A 17,412-nucleotide genomic window follows, 5' to 3' on the forward strand; every position below is an offset into this window, starting at 1 on the left:
TCACGTGTATAGATTGTTATTATGAACAAGGTATTTATTGTAAATCGCAAGCCTATCAGGGCTGGATCAATTCACTATTTTTAGGGAGGAAGATGGAAATGCCGGTTAAAATTGTCTTGAACGAAAGCGAGATACCGCGAGAGTGGTATAACATTGCCGCTGACATGCCAAACCCTATGCAACCCCCTCTTCATCCTGGCACTCACCAACCAGTGGGTCCAGAGGACCTTGCCCCTGTTTTTCCCATGAATCTTATTGAACAGGAGGTGAGCACTGAAAGATGGATACGAATCCCTGACGAGGTCTTAGACAAGTTGCTGCTCTGGCGCCCTACCCCATTATACCGTGCGCATAAGTTAGAGAAATTCTTAAATTGCCCTGTAAAAATATATTATAAAAACGAAGGCGTGAGTCCTGCTGGGAGTCATAAACCCAATACTGCGATTCCTCAAGCGTATTACAACAAAGTTTTCGGTGTAAAGCGGATCTCCACGGAAACGGGAGCCGGTCAGTGGGGCAGTGCGCTGAGTTTTGCCTGTTCGCAATTCGGCCTTGAAGCCAAAGTGTACATGGTCAGAATAAGTTATGAGCAAAAACCTTATAGACGTCTCATGATGAATACCTGGGGGGCTACATGCGTCCCGAGCCCCAGCACCGAAACGGAGGCCGGTCGAAAGATGTTGGCCATCGACCCAAATTCGCCAGGCAGCCTTGGTATAGCGATTAGCGAAGCAGTCGAGGACGCGGTTACAAGTGAAGCTCAGGGTCGTCCATTGACTCGCTATTCGTTGGGCAGTGTGCTTAATCACGTTCTGCTGCATCAAAGCATCATAGGTCTGGAAGCTCAAAAACAGTTGGCGCAAGTTGGTGATTACCCTGACATAGTGATTGGTTGCGCTGGTGGTGGCAGCAATTTCGCAGGGATATCCTTCCCATTTGTGCGGGATAAAATTGCTGGGAAACAGATTCAGATTATCGCCGTCGAACCGATGTCCTGTCCTACAATGACCAGAGGCCCGTTTCTGTACGATTTTGGTGACACGATGCAAATGACGCCGTTGCTGCCGATGCACACACTGGGACACGCATTTATTCCGGCGCCTGTTCACGCCGGAGGCCTTCGTTACCATGGGATGGCCCCTCTAGTCAGTCAGTTGATCTTGGATGGTCTCGTTGAACCTCGAGCTGTCTATCAACTCGAAACGTTCACAGCAGGTGTCACATGGGCCAGAACTGAAGGTTTCATTAGCGCTCCTGAAACAAATCACGCTTTGGCGGCGGTTTTTCAAGAAGCAAAAAAGGCTAAGGAAGAAGGCAAAGAGAAGGTGATTCTGGTCAACTGGAGCGGTCATGGTCTGGTGGACCTCGCAGCATATGACGCTTTCTTCCAGGGGAAACTGGTTGACTACGAAATGCCGCAAGACGAAATTGAACTCGCTCTAAAAGCGCTAGAGGGATTCCCTAAACCAAACTTTAGCTAATTTTGGGAATGGGACAGTTTTTCTTGGAAGCTGTCCCACTGCAGACCCCCTGTCCTCAAGATCAGAGAAGGTTATCCGGTATGAATGATCTAGAGAATCATTATGAAGAGATAGAGATAAGATGTCCGAGGCTGGGGGGACCAGTGACATTCGGCTATTGTGTAATAGAAGCTATAGACCGCCCGTGCGCTAGATCGATTGCCTGTTGGAGTGATCACTTTGAGGTCGAGTCTTTTCTCCGAAAAAAACTTGGAGATGAAATTTTTCAACTCACTTTTAACACTCCTCAAAAAACGAAACTTGACAACATCCTTGAGTTAATTGAGAGAGCGAAGAAATCCAGTTTCGACAATTCAGAGAGCCCTGAATAACAAGATTCCATGAACAGGGACTCAAAATCGCGCCCAGAGAGTGAGATTTTCAAGCTATTACGAAAACACATCTTCTCCGGTTTTCAATCTTTCGGCAATCAGCGACTTTGTGACTTTATGGCGCCGATTGGTCGGAGGGCAGTTTTATGAGAATCGAGTCCAGCCTTGATTTGATTCGAAAAAAGATGCGAGATAAGGACATTTCTGAGTCATATATCGAGAATTTTGTGGCGCAGGTTAGGAAGGTTGCCCAGTCAATGGATACCACGGTCGACATGAGGTCGGTCAGAAGTCCACAATCTGATCTCCTGCTTGAACCACCAGACAATGTAGAAGATTTAAAAGAACTTGAACAGGTCGGCCTGAATCTGCTCGCAAATGTCGCTGTAATAAAGTTGAATGGGGGAAGAAGCACGACTATGGGTGGAAACACCCCCAAAGGGATACTCACCGCCAAGGATGGCTATTCCTATCTAGAGATTATTTGCAATCAAATCAAGTTTCTAAGGCATGAAACGGGCTGCGATATCCCACTTGCGCTTATGAACAGTTTTTTCACTCATGAACCTACTCTGAGTTTGCTTTCAAAGATTGGATTCGAAGCTACTACATTTGTTCAAAACCAGGTTCCAAGGCTGTTGGTGGATGATTTCACTCCTCTCGCCCTAGGGAATCATGAAGATTGGGCTCCACCAGGCCATGGCGATGTTTATGAAAGCCTTCTGGATAGCGGAGTGATTCAAGGGCTTCTGCGTCGCGGAATAAAATGGGCGTTCATTTCAAATCTGGACAACCTGGCGGCTTTCTTGGATCCGTGGATTGTAGGTCTCATCGCCAGAGACAAGATTGATTTTCTCCTTGAGGTAACTCCTCGGACAGTGGAAGATTCGAAGGGCGGAATACTAGTGGCAAAGGACGGGGCTATAAAATTGGTTGAAATAGCGCAGGTCTCTGATGACGACAAACCGCTATTCATGAACATTCAGGACTTTAGGGTATTCAACACCAACAATGTATGGATAGATTTGGAAAAAACCAACCAACTGCTTCTTTCAAATCAGCTTGAACTCCCTATTATTCAAAACAAGAAAGTAATAGAAGGACACTCGGTTGTTCAGCTAGAGACAGCGATGGGAGCCGCGATAGGAAGCTTTGAGCGTGCACGAGGGCTCATTGTAGGAAGAGATAGATTTTTCCCCACAAAAAGAGTGGAAGATCTTTTTGTTTTGCAGTCAGACGCTTGCGTGTTAGATTCCTCATTCAGACTGCTACGGAATCCAAAGAGGCCATGCAGCTTATCAAACAGACCAATGGTAAGATTTGACAATAGTTTCTTGGACTCCCCATTAGAGTTTTCCAGAAGGTTTGAAGATCCTGCTTCAGTATCGTTGGCGAGAGCCGAATATCTCAACGTGTCTGGGGACGTATACTTTGAACGCAATGTTAAAATAGAGGGATCTGTGGACGTGGCGCCTAAGGACGGGATGACCTACAGAGTTTCAGCAGGCTCTACACTGAAAGACGCACGTTATCCCTACCACCCAGGGAGTTGGCCTTGATGGCGACTCCGCCTCGCCCGTCATCTGAACACTTGGAAAGAATTGATCCTCATGGGCAACATATGAAGCGGTTAAGTGGAAGGAGCGCAATATGAACCTGTATTCAGTAATCATGGCCGGTGGAAGTGGCGTTCGTTTTTGGCCGCAGAGCCGACGACGTAGGCCTAAGCAGCTCCTCAAAATTGTCGGTGAAAAAACGATGATCAGGGCCACTATAGATAGAATAATTCCTGTTACCGCTCCGGACAGGATCATGGTCGTCACCGGGGCCCACCACGAAGAAAACATTCGCAAGCAAATACCGGAACTACCAGTAAACTCAGTTGTAGCCGAGCCTGTTGGCAGAAATACAGCTCCCTGCGTGGCTCTCGCTGCCTACAAAATCGCCAAACAAGATCCAGAGTCAGTAATGCTGGTCCTACCTGCGGATCATTTGATCACAAAGGAAGATGAATTTATTAGCGTTTTAAAAGCTGCAACGCAGTTGGCGTCAGAAACCGGAGATCTTCTCACCTTTGGTGTAGTCCCCGATAGGCCTGAAACCGGCTATGGATACATTCACGTCGGTTCTGAAGTCACGCAATTCGATGGCCTCAAAGCTCATAGGGTGGAAAGATTTGTTGAAAAGCCAGACATAAAAACCGCTCGATCCTATTTAAGTTTGGGAAACTATCTATGGAACAGCGGCATGTTCATATGGAAAGTTTCCGCAATCATCGAGGCGTTCCAAAGATATTTGCCGGTTGTCAGTCGGGCCATGGAAAAATTGATCCCGGTACTGAATACGAATGATGAACCAAGAGCCCTATCTGAGATTTACGAGTCTCTTCCTGACATTTCTATTGATTATGGAATCATGGAAAGGGCCGACAATGTTCTAGTAATACCTGTCGATTTTGGCTGGAATGACGTTGGCAGTTGGACTTCACTGCAGGATGTCTGGAAAACTGATGAAGAAGGAAATGCCGTAAAAGGGAAAATACTGAGCCTCAACGCCAAAGGTTGCGTAGTTTCTTCTCCACAGAAATTGACTGCCCTGGTAGGAGTTGAAGACCTCATAGTCGTTGATACTCCAGACGCAATTTTGGTGTGCCGAAAAGATAAGGCTCAGGATATTAAACAACTTCAGGAATTGCTAAAGAAGCATGGCTATCAGGGACTGCTGTAAGCTCGATAAACGTGGTGTTTTATGGGAATATCTTTTGCCCTCAATCACCATTTTGTTTATTACTCTATATAAGTTACTTATTTATCTAACGATTGAAAATAAGCCAGAAGGCTCTCCAGTCTGAAAAGGAACTGTCATGAAAGATTCTATCTCAAACATTCGTAACAGCTTCAAAGCTTATGACATCAGGGGACGAATCCCTGATGAACTGAATGAGGAGATTGCTTTCAAAATTGGCCGGGCGTACGCTTCGCTGCTAAAACCGCGAAGAGTTTGTATTGGCAGAGATGTCCGTTTATCAAGCGCTGGATTAGTTGCCGCAGTATCTGAAGGTCTCAATTCTCATGGATGTGATGTTGTGGACATTGGCCTTTGTCCTACTGAAATGGTCTATTTCGCGACATCTCACCTCAAGCTTGATGGTGGGATAATGGTCACGGCGAGCCACAATCCAATGGACTACAATGGAATGAAACTCGTCAGGGAGGATTCCAGACCAATAAGTGGCGATTCAGGTCTTCAAGATATAGCTGACATGGTTATGAGCGAGAGGTTTGATCCTGAAACAACCCAAAAAGGCGATTTCTCAACTGTCGACGTGACAGACGAGTATGTTGATCATTTAATGAGTTATGTGAATCCTTCCAAGATATCTGGCCTAAGGATCGTGGCCAACTGCGGCAACGGTTGCGCTGGTCCCATACTCAACAAGCTTAAATCAAGACTTCCGCTGGATTTGATTTTGATATTTCCCGAACCGGACGGAAGTTTCCCCAACGGCATCCCCAATCCCATTCTTCCCGAGAATCGGGGGGTTACAGTAGAGAAGGTGTTAAAGAATAATGCCGACATTGGAATAGCCTGGGACGGAGACGCTGATAGGTGTTTCTTCTTTGACGAAAATGGAGGCTTTCTGGAAGGTTACTACTTGGTTGGCTTTCTTGCGCAGGAATTCTTAAAGGTGAATCCTGGAGCCAGAATTGTTCATGACCCGAGGTTGATCTGGAACACAGTGGAACTCGTAGAACAAAATGGCGGAGTGCCGGTCATGTCCAAAGCTGGACACGCTTTCATCAAGGAACGCATGCGAATCGAGGACGCTGTTTATGGGGGCGAGATGTCCGCTCATCATTACTTTCGGGATTTTGCTTACTGTGATAGCGGGATGATCCCTTGGCTTGTTCTGGTTCAAGCGGTAAGCGCATCTGGTCGTCCTCTCTCGGACTTGGTCAAATCAAGAATGGACAAATACCCTGTTAGTGGAGAAATCAACCGTACAGCTTCCAATCCCCATTCTGTCATCTCTCAAATAGAAGGGCATTATAAAGGTTCGGAGATTTCTACAGATCACATTGACGGGCTGAGCATGGAATTCATGGAATGGCGGTTTAATTTGAGACCTTCCAATACTGAACCGGTAATAAGATTAAATGTCGAAACCAGGAGCGACAAAATTCTCCTTGAAGAAAAAACCAAGGAGATTTTATCCCTGATTGATCGTTTCAAATAAGATGGGTCTAACTGGGGTGTGTCCTCTGCCTAGAAAAGGGGACACACATCAACTAACACTCTTCTAAAACAATTCAGGCCACTTAGAATACTCTTGATAGATCCACTAGCTCCATACGGTTGTTGGTTTCCGGGTGTTTGGATGACGGGCCCTCCGTCAAAATCACCAATTTTCCAATCATATCGTTTTGAGCAAGCCAACTAGTGGTAAAATCACGCCAGTTATCCGGATGTTCGAATTCAAGTTGCGGATACACCCCGTAGGAGAAATGAAGTCTCCGGCAAGTAGTCTGAAGTGAACTGACAGCCACTATCCACACGGGAAGTTTGAAACGACTCATGCTTCGCGCTGATGCCCCCGAACGGGTTGGCACAAACACCGCATCCGGTTGAATATGCTCCACAGCGTTCTTGACACTCACGGCTATCAAATCCCTAATATTTATGTTTTCCTGTATCTCAGGCATGGGTAAGAAATGACCAATCGGCCTGCGACTCCTATAATTTTCAGTCAGGGTAGCTATTTTTGCTAGTGTAAGCACAGCGTCAACAGGGTAATCGCCGGTAGCAGACTCGGCTGAAAGCATGACACAATCAGTCCCGTCCAGAATAGCGTTTGCGACGTCCGTACACTCGGCCCTAGTGGGCCGACGATTGCCCGTCATGGATTCCAGCATTTGAGTGGCTGTAATCACTGGCTTAGCCATCAAATTAGCTTTAGCCATGATCTCTTTTTGGAGCAAAGCTATGCTCTCTATTGGTGTTTCTACCCCCAGATCGCCGCGAGCTATCATTACCCCGTCAGCGGCTGCAAGTATTTGATCGATATTTTGAAGAGCCTTGGACCTTTCGATCTTGGCTATTACAAAAGGGCTAGCGCCAAGCACTGAAGCGGATTTCCTCAGAGAATCTATATCTGAGGCGGATTCTACAAACGACTGACTAACGGCGTCCACTTGTTGTTCAAGAGCAAATCGAAGACACTCATAGTCGCGGTCGGTAAATGCTCCTATCCCCAAAGATATTCCAGGAAGATTCAATCCTTTTCTTGATCTGAGTTCCGCCCCAACCTTTACCTCACATTTCACATCCCGATCAACTACAGCTAAAACTTCTAGCTGAATCAAACCATCATTCAAAAAAATCTGATCACCCTTTTTCACCGCTTGGGTCAAATTGGGTAGGTTAACCGAAACACGGCGTTTGTCCCCTATTATGTCGTCAGTAGTAAGACAAATCACATCGCCTATTCTCAATTCAATTGGTTCTTCACGAAGAATTCCTATACGAATCTTAGGCCCCGGCAGGTCTGCAAGAATCGCTACATCTCTACCCAGTCTCTCAGAGACTTCTCGGATGGTTGAGATAATATCTGCATGCTCTTCAAAATCTCCGTGAGAGAAATTTATCCTGGCTATGTTCATCCCTGCCATAATCATCTGTTCGATTATTTTTGACGATTTAGAAGCGGGGCCGATTGTGCAAACAATTTTAGTCTTATTGAAAGGAAGCGCCATTTTTCGCCTATTCATCCACTTTGAGAAAACTATAAGGTCTAAGTTCATAATATATCTCCCCCGTACACTTTCAAACTCTTTTTTGTTTCACATAGCCTAATGGATTGGCCGCCAAATTAGGACTTACTGAGGTTTTCCGAGCTAAATTCCGGAGCATCATAGGGTCGAAACCAATTCAAACTTTCCATGGCAGTTTCGATTAGCTTATGGTCGCTATGCTGAACATCCTTAATCCAAACATGTCGCTGCGCCTGGGTTTGAATATGTCCACTAAGTCCCATACCCAAAGACGTTCAGATGATATATAATAACGCTACTAAGAGACACCTGATTGTTCAGTAGGAGGAACAATGATCGTTCAATCTAGTCCCAGCCACAGCCTTACCATAAGAGTTCGGTTTGAAAGGCGCCCGGGAGCCCTGGCGCGCGTGGCTACTACCATAGGGGAAATGGACGCGCTCGTGGGCTCAATACCAATTGTAAAAATCGAGAAAGATCACGTTATTAGGGATTTTGATATTTACGCCTGTGATGAAAGCCAGGAAGTCAGAATCGTAGAAGCATTGAAAGCTTTACCTGAGGTTGAAGTGCTTGATGTCACAGACAGAACTTTCCAATATCACATAGGTGGCAAGATAGAAATTACGCCTTCAAAGAGACTTGCCGGCAGGGAAGACCTTTCCATGGCCTACACTCCAGGAGTCGGTCGTATTTCAATGGCCATAGCCAGAAATAGTGATGACGCCTACAAGTACACTATGAAGGGAAACACGGTAGCAATAGTCACCGATGGATCAGCAGTGCTTGGGCTTGGAAACATTGGACCGCTTGGAGCTTTGCCTGTCATGGAGGGCAAGTCCATGATCTTCAAAGAGTTCGCGGGGATTAACGCCTTTCCCATCTGCTTGAATACTTCAGGAATTGACGAAATTGTGGCGACGGTAAAAGCGATAAGCCCAAGCTTTGCAGCGATAAATCTCGAAGATATCTCGGCGCCCAGATGTTTTGAGATCGAAAGGCGGCTCACTGAAGAGCTTGATATCCCCGTGTTTCATGACGATCAACACGGTACTTCCATCGCGGTTCTGGCGGCATTGAGAAACGCCCTGAAAAGAGTCGGCAAGCGACTGGCCGATACTCGGATAGTTGTCTCTGGAACTGGAGCGGCGGGAGTCGCCTGCATCAAGACGCTGTTGGAAGCTGGGGCTAATCAAATACTCTGCTGTGACAGGGCAGGTTCATTATTCCCGGGCAGAACCCAGGGTATGAATGCGATCAAGGAAGAAATAGCCCAAATGACTAATCCCGAAGGGATCCAGTGTAATCTCAAGGAATCTCTGGTAGGGGCCGACATATTCATTGGCCTGTCCGGAGGAAACCTCCTTGAGGCAAAAGACCTAGCAGTTATGACTCCCGAATCGATCGTATTCGCTCTGGCTAACCCGATACCTGAAGTAAACCCATGGGAGGCTCTCGATTATGCTCACATAGTAGCTACGGGAAGAAGCGATTTCCCGAATCAGATCAATAACGCTCTTGTATTCCCAGGGATATTCAGAGGCGCATTAAATGTTCGGGCCAGGAAAATAACCAGGGAAATGAGGCTTGCAGCATCAGCGGCTATTGCCAATCTGATTCCGGAAGATGAACTGGCTGATCAAAACATAATCCCAGGAATTTTTAATAAGGATGTTTGCCCGGCGGTCGCAGCAGCCGTAGCTGACGCAGCGGCATTTAGCGGAGGATTATGAATGGGCTTGGGTTGATATTAGCCGACAAGTCGCTCTGGAAATTCAATAAGGAACTCTGTTCCACCGTTAGAAAAGCATTCATCCGGCCCTGAGCAACATGAACATTTGGTAATATCTCCAGGGCAGACGTCTCTAGACGTCGGAACGCACGAACACCTTGAAGAATTGAACGAGATCCTGTAGCCAAGTCGCTCAGAGAATATTTTGATTTTCAACAGGTCCGCACAAGCGCCTCCTGCATTAAAACCATATGGTCTTCCTGAAGAATAAAGATCTGTTTCCTGGATCGGATAGAACCCTTCGAAGATGTTAGGTTTTTCATGTTCCGGTATACCGACACCATAATCGTGAACAGATATAATGTATCCAGCGCCCGCCCTGTGTCCTGTGACAATGATTTTCCCATAATCCGGTGTATTCTCGATCGCGTTTCTAACCACCCCGCGCAATGTGGATTGAAGTATGTGGGGTTGAATCTTCAAAATAACTGGATCAGGTTTTTCGAAAGTAATTTCTAATTTGCGGTCCTGTTTCATCATGAGACAGTAATCTCGTTCTATCTCAAACACATTATCCAGAGAAACGCCTAAAGGCTCAACTTGTGGATCTGGAAATGTCTGATTTATCCTGTTTCTAATTATCGCTAGAGAATCAGACAGCCATGGTTTTTCTTCCTCTGTGATTTCGATTAGATCTTCAAACGTGTCAAGGAATGTCATATAAGCCGGTTTGTTCGAGAATTCTTTGCCCTCAATGATATGACTTACCTGTTTTTCAATTATTTTCAAACGATCCAGATTTCTCTCTATCCGCTCAAACGGGAAATTCTCAGCGCTTAACCCACTGATCTCCAGTTTCCTCTTCATGATAGCCAGAGATGCCTCTATGATAGCTACAGGGGTCTTCAATTCATGAGAAAGATGGTGCAGTGTTTTGCTTTTTACACGATTCAATCTCTCCAGTTCTTTTAACGAATTTGCTAGACGTTCATAGTAAGAAGCGTTTTCCAGCGCCAGCGCCACATTGCTCGCCAAAGCCGACATCACATCCACGTCTTCCGTGTCGAATGAACCTTTGGTTTTGTTTAAGGCGTACAGAACACCCAAACGTTTCTCACGTGCCTGCAATGGGACACAGACCATGTTCCGGGTCTGGAAACCTGACTTATCTTCAACCAATCGATACAAACGGGAATCATTAGCGGCGTCATGCACCAGAGCAGGACGTCCAGTGTCAAAAACCCATCCGCAAACTCCCTCGTTCTTTGGAATCCGAATTCTCTCACTGGCGGAAGACAAGAAACTTTGTCTATCCTGAACGATTTTCCAGTAAAAATCGTCCTTTTCCGAATCGTACAGTAGTACGCCCGCCCCCTCACAATCGATAACGTTCTGGACCTCACCAACAATTATTTGGAGCAACTGGTCAAGATCAGTTGTCGAAGCCAGAGCCTTGGACGCGTTTAGCAGCAGGTCCATACGAGCTGGAGCCAGTTTACCGCCGTTTCCAGCGACATCGTTTAAAAATGCTGCGGCAGGTTTCTCATCGGGGCATTCTTGAACGTCAGCCTTGTTTTCCGTTCGATTCACAGATGATCACTCTCCGCCAGTTCAAAAACGTTAAGATGGCCCATGTCGTGGTTGGTTTTAGGACTCAAACGGATTTTCGGGGTATGGGCCTGGAAGTCAGAAAAACTTTTTGTAGAGCTGCATCAAACTACCTCAATGCGGACTAACTCCCAAAGAGTCCCTTCCAGGGACCAGATTCATAGTCATTCGCTTGTGAAAAGCGTAAGCGGTGTTTGCTATTCCTTGCGAGGTAAGACCGTAGTCCGCCAGTAGCTCGTCTCTCGATCCATGCTCCACAAACTCGTCTGGAATTCCAATTCTAGTGATTTTGACATCTGACAGACCTTCATCTGACAACAACTCAAGCACAGAGCTTCCGAATCCCCCGGAGAGAACGCCCTCTTCCACTGTAATGACATGCTTTGTAGCCTTGGCCATACTGCTAATCAACTCTCTATCCAACGGCTTGACAAATCTCGGATTTACTACAGCAGCCGAGATTCCGGAGGATTCAAGTAATTCAGCAGCTTGAATTGCCGGAGATAGCATCGAACCCAGAGCAATTATAACCAAATCCGGTCCGTCCTTCACCAGTAATCCTCTACCTACGGGAATGGTTTCCGGAAAATCTTTCAAACGCGCTCCGAGTCCTTTGGACCGAGGGTAGCGGATGGCGCAGGGGCAGTTAATTTGTATGCCGGTATATAGCATGTCGGCGAGTTCATCTTCATTGGCCGGGGCCATAACCACAAGATTCGGAATATTTCGCATGAATGCTATATCAAAAACCCCATGGTGTGTAGGCCCGTCTTCTCCCACAATTCCAGCCCTGTCCAATGCGAAAACGACCGGAAGATTCTGCATGCATACGTCGTGAATAATGTGGTCATACCCCCGTTGCAAAAAGGTGGAGTATATGGCGACCACAGGTTTGTATCCATCCAGGGCCAAGCCTGCCGAAAATACTATCCCATGCTGCTCCGCTATACCAACATCAAAGAACCGCTTGGGAAAAATCCGACCAAAATCCGCAAGACCAGTCCCGTATTCCATTGCCGCCGTAATGGCTATAATTTTTGAATCCTGCTCAGCCAGCTTGACCATGGTACTACCAAACACTGTCGTAAAGCTCGGCGGACCTTCTTCTGAAGACAAAACCATACCTGAGAGAACATCGAATGGTCCAACACCGTGAAATTTACTAGGGTCTTCTTCAGCTTTGCTATAGCCTTTGCCCTTGCATGTGAGGACATGGACTAGTACAGGTTCATGGAACCGCTTTACATTGGTGAGAGTCTCGACAAGATAGCGCACGTGATGGCCATCGATCGGTCCAACATATTTGAACCCGAGATCCTCGAACAATCTGCCAGGAGTAATAAACCCCTTTAGAGCATCCTCAAATTGCCGGGCCAAACCATAAATTGAGCGTCCCATTACTCCAGGAAGATTTTTAAGAATACTTTTGATTTCATCTCTGAATCGAGTAACAAGTTGGCCGGTCATTATCCGGTTCAAATACGCCGCCATGGCCCCCACGTTTGGCGATATAGACATTTCATTGTCATTAAGAATTATTATGAGATCTTTTTCCGCTGCGCCCGCCTGATTCAATCCTTCATAAGACACCCCGCAGTTTAGGGACCCGTCTCCTACCAGCGCTATAACTTTGTGGATATTTCCGCTCAAACACCTAGCCTGGGCAAGTCCCGCAGCGACACTAATAGCGTTGCCCGCATGGCCGGTATCAAAGAAGTCGTAAGGACTTTCCCTCCTCTTCGGAAAACCTGCTATTCCACCTTTTGATCTTAGTGTATTAAACCTGTCACGACGGCCGGTGAGAATCTTGTAAGCGTAAGATTGGTGGCCCACATCGAAAACGATCCGGTCCAGCGGCGGGGAAAAAACCCTTAAAAGAGCTACGGTAAGCTCTACCACTCCAAGGCTGGAAGCCAAATGGCCGCCTTTCTCAGACACCGTTTGGATTATTACATTTCGTATTTCCTCGCTAAGTGTCTTGAGGCATTCAAACGGCAAAGCCTTAATATCTTCAGGAGATTGGATACGGCCTAAAATCGATTTTTCAAATGAAATGTTTTCTTTATCTTCCATCTGCTGTCCGACTCGAATCAGCTAACTCGCCGACCCATATATTCTGTGAGCTGGCGCAAGGTCAAAGCTTTCGCTCCAAGCTTACCAATTAATTCTCCGGCCTCATCGAGGAGGCTCTTAATAAGATCTCTCGCTAGTTCCGACCCGTACAAAGAAGGATAGGTAGCTTTACCGCGATTCCTATCCTTTTTTACAGCTTTTCCCAGTTTCTCAGCATCTCCCTCCAGATCAAGCAAATCATCCCTGATCTGAAAGGCCAATCCCAGTTTTTCCCCGAATGCTGAAAAAATAGCTGATTCATCGTCGGTGGCTCCAGCCAGTTTAGCTCCACCAGTCAATGAAACCATTATCAGAGCGGCCGTTTTGTTCAGCATAATTTTCCGGACCGAATCCTCATCAACCATTTTGCCCTCGCATGACATGTCCATAACCTGTCCGGCTATCAAACCACCGCAGCCACATGCGTTACCTAAATCCCTGATAACCGCTATAATCCTGTGGCATGGAAATATCCTGACCAGCTCCGCGGAACTTAGTATTTCAAATGCGAGTGTCAGCAGCGCATCCCCAGCTAATATCGCTGTAGATTCACCGAAAACCTTATGGGAAGTAGGTTTGCCCCTCCTCATGTCGTCGTTGTCCATAGACGGCAGATCGTCGTGAATTAATGAGTAAGTATGGACACATTCCAAAGCCACCGCAAATGGCATGATATTAGATTTGTTTTCCCCAAGGATCTCGGCGGACGCTATAGCCAGAATCGGCCTGATACGTTTCCCTCCAGCGAAGACACTGTAACGCATTGCTTCATGCAATACATAAGGTTCGGTATGGGCGCTAGGTAAATGGTGGTCCAGAGCTATGTCCACCAATTCACGGTTTTCCAAAAGGTATTTCTGAAAAGCTTGGTTCAATGGGCTAACTCTCGCTTCGATCAAACGGAACACGATCGAGGTCAGCTAGAAGCTCTTCAACCCTTCCTTCCGAACGGCTCAATATTTCAAACAAACGGCGTGAAACCCCAACACCCTCCTCAAACAGTTTTAGACTTTGCTGTAGACCGGATCCCCCACTCTCCAGTTCTTCGACTATTGTCTTGAGTTTTTCCAGGCCAATATCAAAATTATCCGTCTCGTTAGATTCTTCTGTCTCAAATGACATATGTTCCTCATGCGCTGGTTATGTTCCCGTTCGTTTGAAAGCAGCGCGTCTGCTTTTCATTTTGTCTCTTTATCGTCACTCGCTATCAATTCGCTCAATTCACGCTTGGCGGCTACCGAGCCGGGATCAATTTTGAGCGCCTTCAAAAAATTTATCTCGGCCTGTTTCCGCCTCATGAAAAACTTCTTGTGAATAAAACCTTCGAGGTAATAACCATCTGCGAGTTTCTGCGGAGCCGTTTTGTCAGATCTCTCTCTTATTCTATTTGAAGCCTGAACGTCCTCCAAGGCTGTCTTAACATAGTAAGCAGGAAAATCCTGGTACAATCTAGCCTTAATCTTGGCCTGAGCGGCCTCGTACAGGATGTCGGCATACAATTCCGGCCGATTGGAACCGGAAACATCAAGTGAATCTCTAGCCTCATCAAGAAGATCTAGCGCCTCAAGATAGTAAGTTCTTTGCGCCAGGGATCGTCCTACACTAAGTAATTTGAGAACCTGAGATTCCTTGGCCGGACTAATCTGGCAAAGGCAATCACCAAGCAATAAAAAATTAATTATTACAAAAAAAAGTGCGTACAGCGCAAGCTTAGACAAGCAACCTACCAGAATTTTTTCTAGTAATAGTATAAACGTTCTTTTTATCAATGGGAAAATTCCAGCAAATGTTCAAAGGCTAAAGACGACAGCATCTCAACAATTAGGCCCCCAAAGAATTTCCACTTAGCCAAGTTGCTCAAAATCACCGGCTAAGTTCAATTTCTACCCGTCGCCCCATACGATCATCCTGCTGATGAGGAGCCCCTAGTCCTTGCACTGACGCTCCCATTCCCTGAACAGACATTCTCGATTTGGGAATCCCGTAAACAGTTGAGAGGAATTGGCTTACCGCTTGAGCGCGCTTACGGGACACAGCCAGATTTTGTTCCGGTTTGCCACGACCGTCGGAATACCCTTTGAGAGTAACCCTGGAATTTGGGTTCTGTCTCAACGCCAGAGCTAAAGAATCCAGAGAGGCTCTGTTCGCTGCGTTAATTCCCGGGTCTTTGGATGCCACAGAGAAGTTGTTAAAATCAAACAATATGGGAGCAAATGACGCGGGAGCAGCCCCGGAACTGGGAGAGGCTCCAGTCGTTCCACACGGTTTCACCCAGTATTTTAACATCCAGGCGTGCCAACCTGCCGGTGAATTGAATTGGTCCGTTTTATAATATTGCCCCCGACCCTTCTGAGCGATTCCCTTCATGAAATAGGCCCCATCCTGGGCGTTTCCGATTTGGAACGTGTGTATTTCAACATCGGGATTATTCTGACAAATTTGTTCGGCGATTCGAATAGGATCAGCTTTGCATGATTCTATTCCTCCACCAACTACAACAATAATGCTTTTACCGTTAGCTGAGGCGATTTCGTCTCCAGCAGCCCTAAGTCCGGCTGCCAGAGAACTGGTACCATAGGACACGGACTTGGGGAAGGAATTGATAAATCTCTCCGGGTCCCACGGCTGTATTGAAAGAATACTTTCCGTGCTGGCGCATCCCATGCCAACCTTTAACCCATAATGCCTAAGACCTATATTGAAAAAGCCATCAGCCGTTAATGGGATGGCTTTGGAGAAATAGTCCATCTGTTTTAAGAGGGTCTGATAGTGGTCCTTTTCCTTCATAAATCCGGAGGCGTCAAACAAAACGAGTATATTAGGTGTCTTGCGACAATCATCACCGAAAGACCCATCATTAAAAAGCCAGGTTGATGATACAATGACAGTGAGTATTAGAATAAATCTACCGAGAAAACGCCGCATAGAACGCATTATTTCGCTCCTAATAGCGTCAATGGCCACATGATGGCGACCATATTCTGATTTGCTTGCAATTAATCAGAGCATGCGACTATTGTCAAGAATTATGCCCCAATACCTAGACTCCAGTCCAATTTCCACTTTGCCGAAATATCCGGGATATGGGATATTTATCGAATCATCTCTATCGAGCGTCTTATGATTATCATCTTTCTAGATTTGATAGTGTTTATAATTTTTCTTTCGACTCTGATTTATTGTCTGGCCAGATTCTGGGAGTACTTCGAAACGGGTCCGACAAACCAGGATCGGACTGATTTCATCTGGACACAAGATGGACACCGAATAGCCGTCCATCGTTACTTCACTGGAACAAAGACTGAGGGACAACCAGTCATTCTCTGCCATGGTCTCGCGGGAAACCGATTCATATTTGATTTGAAAAATAGTCCCTCGCTTGCTGAATTCCTGAAAACAAGGAATAGAGACGTCTGGGTGCCTGAACTCCGAGGATCGGGTTACAGTGGTCGACCGGGAATACTCCTTACTGACAGCCCCTTAAAATGGAATTTCGATGATCATCTGAATTATGACGTCAGCGCAATCATTAACCATGTCATCAAAGAAACGGGATCGAAGTCAGTGCATTGGGTCGGTCACAGTATGGGAGGGATGCTTATTGAAGCCTATCTAGCCAGAAACCAGGGATCTCAACTTACCTCTGCCATAGCGATTGGTTCTCCGGCCGATTTTAGCGCGATGGGCGACTATCCTTTCAAGAGAATTATGGGGGCAAAACCGGCGTTAAAAATATTTCCTTTCAATCCAATGATTCCTTTGACTAAGTGCGTTTTCCTTTTTTACAAATTTTTCCCCAAGTTCCCATCAGCGTTTTTTTGCCTGGAAAATATTGACGCTGGTGTAATGAAAAAAATTGTCGCTATTGGAACTGAACTGATCTCATCGAGCGGATTATGGCAGGACATGGCACGTTTCCTTGAAGAAGGCAAATTCGAGGACCCAGAAGGACGGCCTTACCTAAAAGGTCTTGAATCGTCGGCAACTCCGCTGCTTGCCATGTGTGGAACAAAGGATCGCGTAGCTCCCAGAGCCTCGGCTCTTTCCGTTTGCGCAACATCTAGCGCCTCATGCGTGAGAGAGAGCGCTCTGATGGGTAAGGAAAGCGGTTGTAAAAGTGACTACGGACACGTAGATCTGCTGCTGGGCGTAAGAGCGCATGAGGAGGTGTTTCCAATAATTGAGAATTGGTTGAAAAGATGGGATTCGTGATTACTATAAACAGAATATCGTTGACTGCGAGATTGATAAAAAATGGCTATGAATATTTTCATGTTCGCTTTTTAGCTTGACTTATGTAGTCAAATGTCTATATTTTTTCAGTTTGTACTTGACAA

Annotated in this window: 14 protein-coding genes; 7 read left to right on the plus strand and 7 right to left on the minus strand. The window is 46.2% G+C overall.

Annotated elements, in window-relative coordinates:
• Positions 1 to 98: 98 nt before the first annotated feature.
• From WC647_04905 to WC647_04925, 5 genes are all read left to right on the plus strand, one after another.
• Positions 99 to 1,481, plus strand: coding sequence for a TrpB-like pyridoxal phosphate-dependent enzyme (locus WC647_04905; GenBank protein ID MFA6221632.1), 1,383 nt, complete (start codon positions 99 to 101; stop codon positions 1,479 to 1,481).
• An 80-nt stretch (positions 1,482 to 1,561) separates the two neighbouring features.
• The gene (locus WC647_04910; GenBank protein MFA6221633.1) at positions 1,562 to 1,852 is read left to right on the plus strand and encodes a hypothetical protein; all 291 of its coding nucleotides are present in this window, start codon (positions 1,562 to 1,564) and stop codon (positions 1,850 to 1,852) included.
• Positions 1,853 to 1,998: 146 nt separating this feature from the next.
• Positions 1,999 to 3,411 (plus strand): UTP--glucose-1-phosphate uridylyltransferase, encoded by a 1,413-nt coding sequence (locus WC647_04915; protein MFA6221634.1) that lies wholly within the window; start codon positions 1,999 to 2,001, stop codon positions 3,409 to 3,411.
• A 91-nt stretch (positions 3,412 to 3,502) separates the two neighbouring features.
• Complete coding sequence (locus tag WC647_04920; protein MFA6221635.1) at positions 3,503 to 4,579, plus strand: mannose-1-phosphate guanylyltransferase; 1,077 nt, start codon at positions 3,503 to 3,505, stop codon at positions 4,577 to 4,579.
• Positions 4,580 to 4,715: 136 nt separating this feature from the next.
• Positions 4,716 to 6,089, plus strand: coding sequence for a phosphomannomutase (locus tag WC647_04925; GenBank protein MFA6221636.1), 1,374 nt, complete (start codon positions 4,716 to 4,718; stop codon positions 6,087 to 6,089).
• A gap of 82 nt (positions 6,090 to 6,171) precedes the next feature.
• Here the strand turns inward: WC647_04925 and pyk are convergent, their stop codons facing one another.
• On the minus strand, positions 6,172 to 7,653 hold the full coding sequence (gene pyk, locus WC647_04930; protein MFA6221637.1) for a pyruvate kinase: 1,482 nt from the start codon (positions 7,651 to 7,653) through the stop codon (positions 6,172 to 6,174).
• A gap of 302 nt (positions 7,654 to 7,955) precedes the next feature.
• Between pyk and WC647_04935 the strand changes: the two genes are divergently transcribed.
• Entirely contained in the window at positions 7,956 to 9,356 is a 1,401-nt protein-coding gene (locus WC647_04935; GenBank protein ID MFA6221638.1) for an NAD-dependent malic enzyme, read from the plus strand.
• Positions 9,357 to 9,373: 17 nt separating this feature from the next.
• Here the strand turns inward: WC647_04935 and WC647_04940 are convergent, their stop codons facing one another.
• The 6 genes from WC647_04940 to WC647_04965 all read right to left on the minus strand — a co-directional run bounded on the left by WC647_04940 (position 9,374) and on the right by WC647_04965 (position 16,009).
• Complete coding sequence (locus WC647_04940; GenBank protein ID MFA6221639.1) at positions 9,374 to 10,945, minus strand: GAF domain-containing protein; 1,572 nt, start codon at positions 10,943 to 10,945, stop codon at positions 9,374 to 9,376.
• A gap of 132 nt (positions 10,946 to 11,077) precedes the next feature.
• Positions 11,078 to 13,036 carry a 1-deoxy-D-xylulose-5-phosphate synthase gene (gene dxs / locus WC647_04945; protein MFA6221640.1) on the minus strand — a complete coding sequence of 653 codons (1,959 nt, stop codon included), beginning with the start codon at positions 13,034 to 13,036 and terminating at the stop codon, positions 11,078 to 11,080.
• A gap of 17 nt (positions 13,037 to 13,053) precedes the next feature.
• Entirely contained in the window at positions 13,054 to 13,950 is an 897-nt protein-coding gene (locus WC647_04950) for a polyprenyl synthetase family protein (protein MFA6221641.1), read from the minus strand.
• Positions 13,951 to 13,954: 4 nt separating this feature from the next.
• Complete coding sequence (xseB, locus tag WC647_04955) at positions 13,955 to 14,197, minus strand: exodeoxyribonuclease VII small subunit (protein ID MFA6221642.1); 243 nt, start codon at positions 14,195 to 14,197, stop codon at positions 13,955 to 13,957.
• Positions 14,198 to 14,253: 56 nt separating this feature from the next.
• The gene (locus WC647_04960) at positions 14,254 to 14,844 is read right to left on the minus strand and encodes a hypothetical protein (GenBank protein MFA6221643.1); all 591 of its coding nucleotides are present in this window, start codon (positions 14,842 to 14,844) and stop codon (positions 14,254 to 14,256) included.
• Between the two features lie 94 nt (positions 14,845 to 14,938).
• Positions 14,939 to 16,009: an OmpA family protein gene (locus tag WC647_04965; GenBank protein MFA6221644.1), complete on the minus strand. Its 1,071-nt coding sequence runs from the start codon at positions 16,007 to 16,009 to the stop codon at positions 14,939 to 14,941.
• A 186-nt stretch (positions 16,010 to 16,195) separates the two neighbouring features.
• Here WC647_04965 and WC647_04970 point away from each other — a divergent pair, with 186 nt between their 5' ends.
• A complete protein-coding gene (locus tag WC647_04970) occupies positions 16,196 to 17,287 on the plus strand; it encodes an alpha/beta hydrolase (GenBank protein ID MFA6221645.1) in 1,092 nt (363 codons plus the stop codon).
• Positions 17,288 to 17,412: the final 125 nt, after the last annotated feature.

The organism is Desulfomonilaceae bacterium (assembly GCA_041662605.1).
In the GTDB taxonomy this organism is placed as follows: Bacteria; Desulfobacterota; Desulfomonilia; order Desulfomonilales; family Desulfomonilaceae; genus CAJBEZ01.

What these genes read in the sequence shown, in the direction of transcription:
- WC647_04905 (MFA6221632.1), top strand. Translation starts at nt 99, where the DNA reads ATGCCGGTTAAAATTGTCTTGAACGAAAGCGAGATACCGCGAGAGTGG.
- WC647_04910 (MFA6221633.1), top strand. Translation starts at nt 1,562, where the DNA reads ATGAATGATCTAGAGAATCATTATGAAGAGATAGAGATAAGATGTCCG.
- WC647_04915 (MFA6221634.1), top strand. Translation starts at nt 1,999, where the DNA reads ATGAGAATCGAGTCCAGCCTTGATTTGATTCGAAAAAAGATGCGAGAT.
- WC647_04920 (MFA6221635.1), top strand. Translation starts at nt 3,503, where the DNA reads ATGAACCTGTATTCAGTAATCATGGCCGGTGGAAGTGGCGTTCGTTTT.
- WC647_04925 (MFA6221636.1), top strand. Translation starts at nt 4,716, where the DNA reads ATGAAAGATTCTATCTCAAACATTCGTAACAGCTTCAAAGCTTATGAC.
- pyk (MFA6221637.1), bottom strand. Translation starts at nt 7,653, where the DNA reads ATGAACTTAGACCTTATAGTTTTCTCAAAGTGGATGAATAGGCGAAAA.
- WC647_04935 (MFA6221638.1), top strand. Translation starts at nt 7,956, where the DNA reads ATGATCGTTCAATCTAGTCCCAGCCACAGCCTTACCATAAGAGTTCGG.
- dxs (MFA6221640.1), bottom strand. Translation starts at nt 13,036, where the DNA reads ATGGAAGATAAAGAAAACATTTCATTTGAAAAATCGATTTTAGGCCGT.
- xseB (MFA6221642.1), bottom strand. Translation starts at nt 14,197, where the DNA reads ATGTCATTTGAGACAGAAGAATCTAACGAGACGGATAATTTTGATATT.
- WC647_04965 (MFA6221644.1), bottom strand. Translation starts at nt 16,009, where the DNA reads ATGCGTTCTATGCGGCGTTTTCTCGGTAGATTTATTCTAATACTCACT.
- WC647_04970 (MFA6221645.1), top strand. Translation starts at nt 16,196, where the DNA reads ATGATTATCATCTTTCTAGATTTGATAGTGTTTATAATTTTTCTTTCG.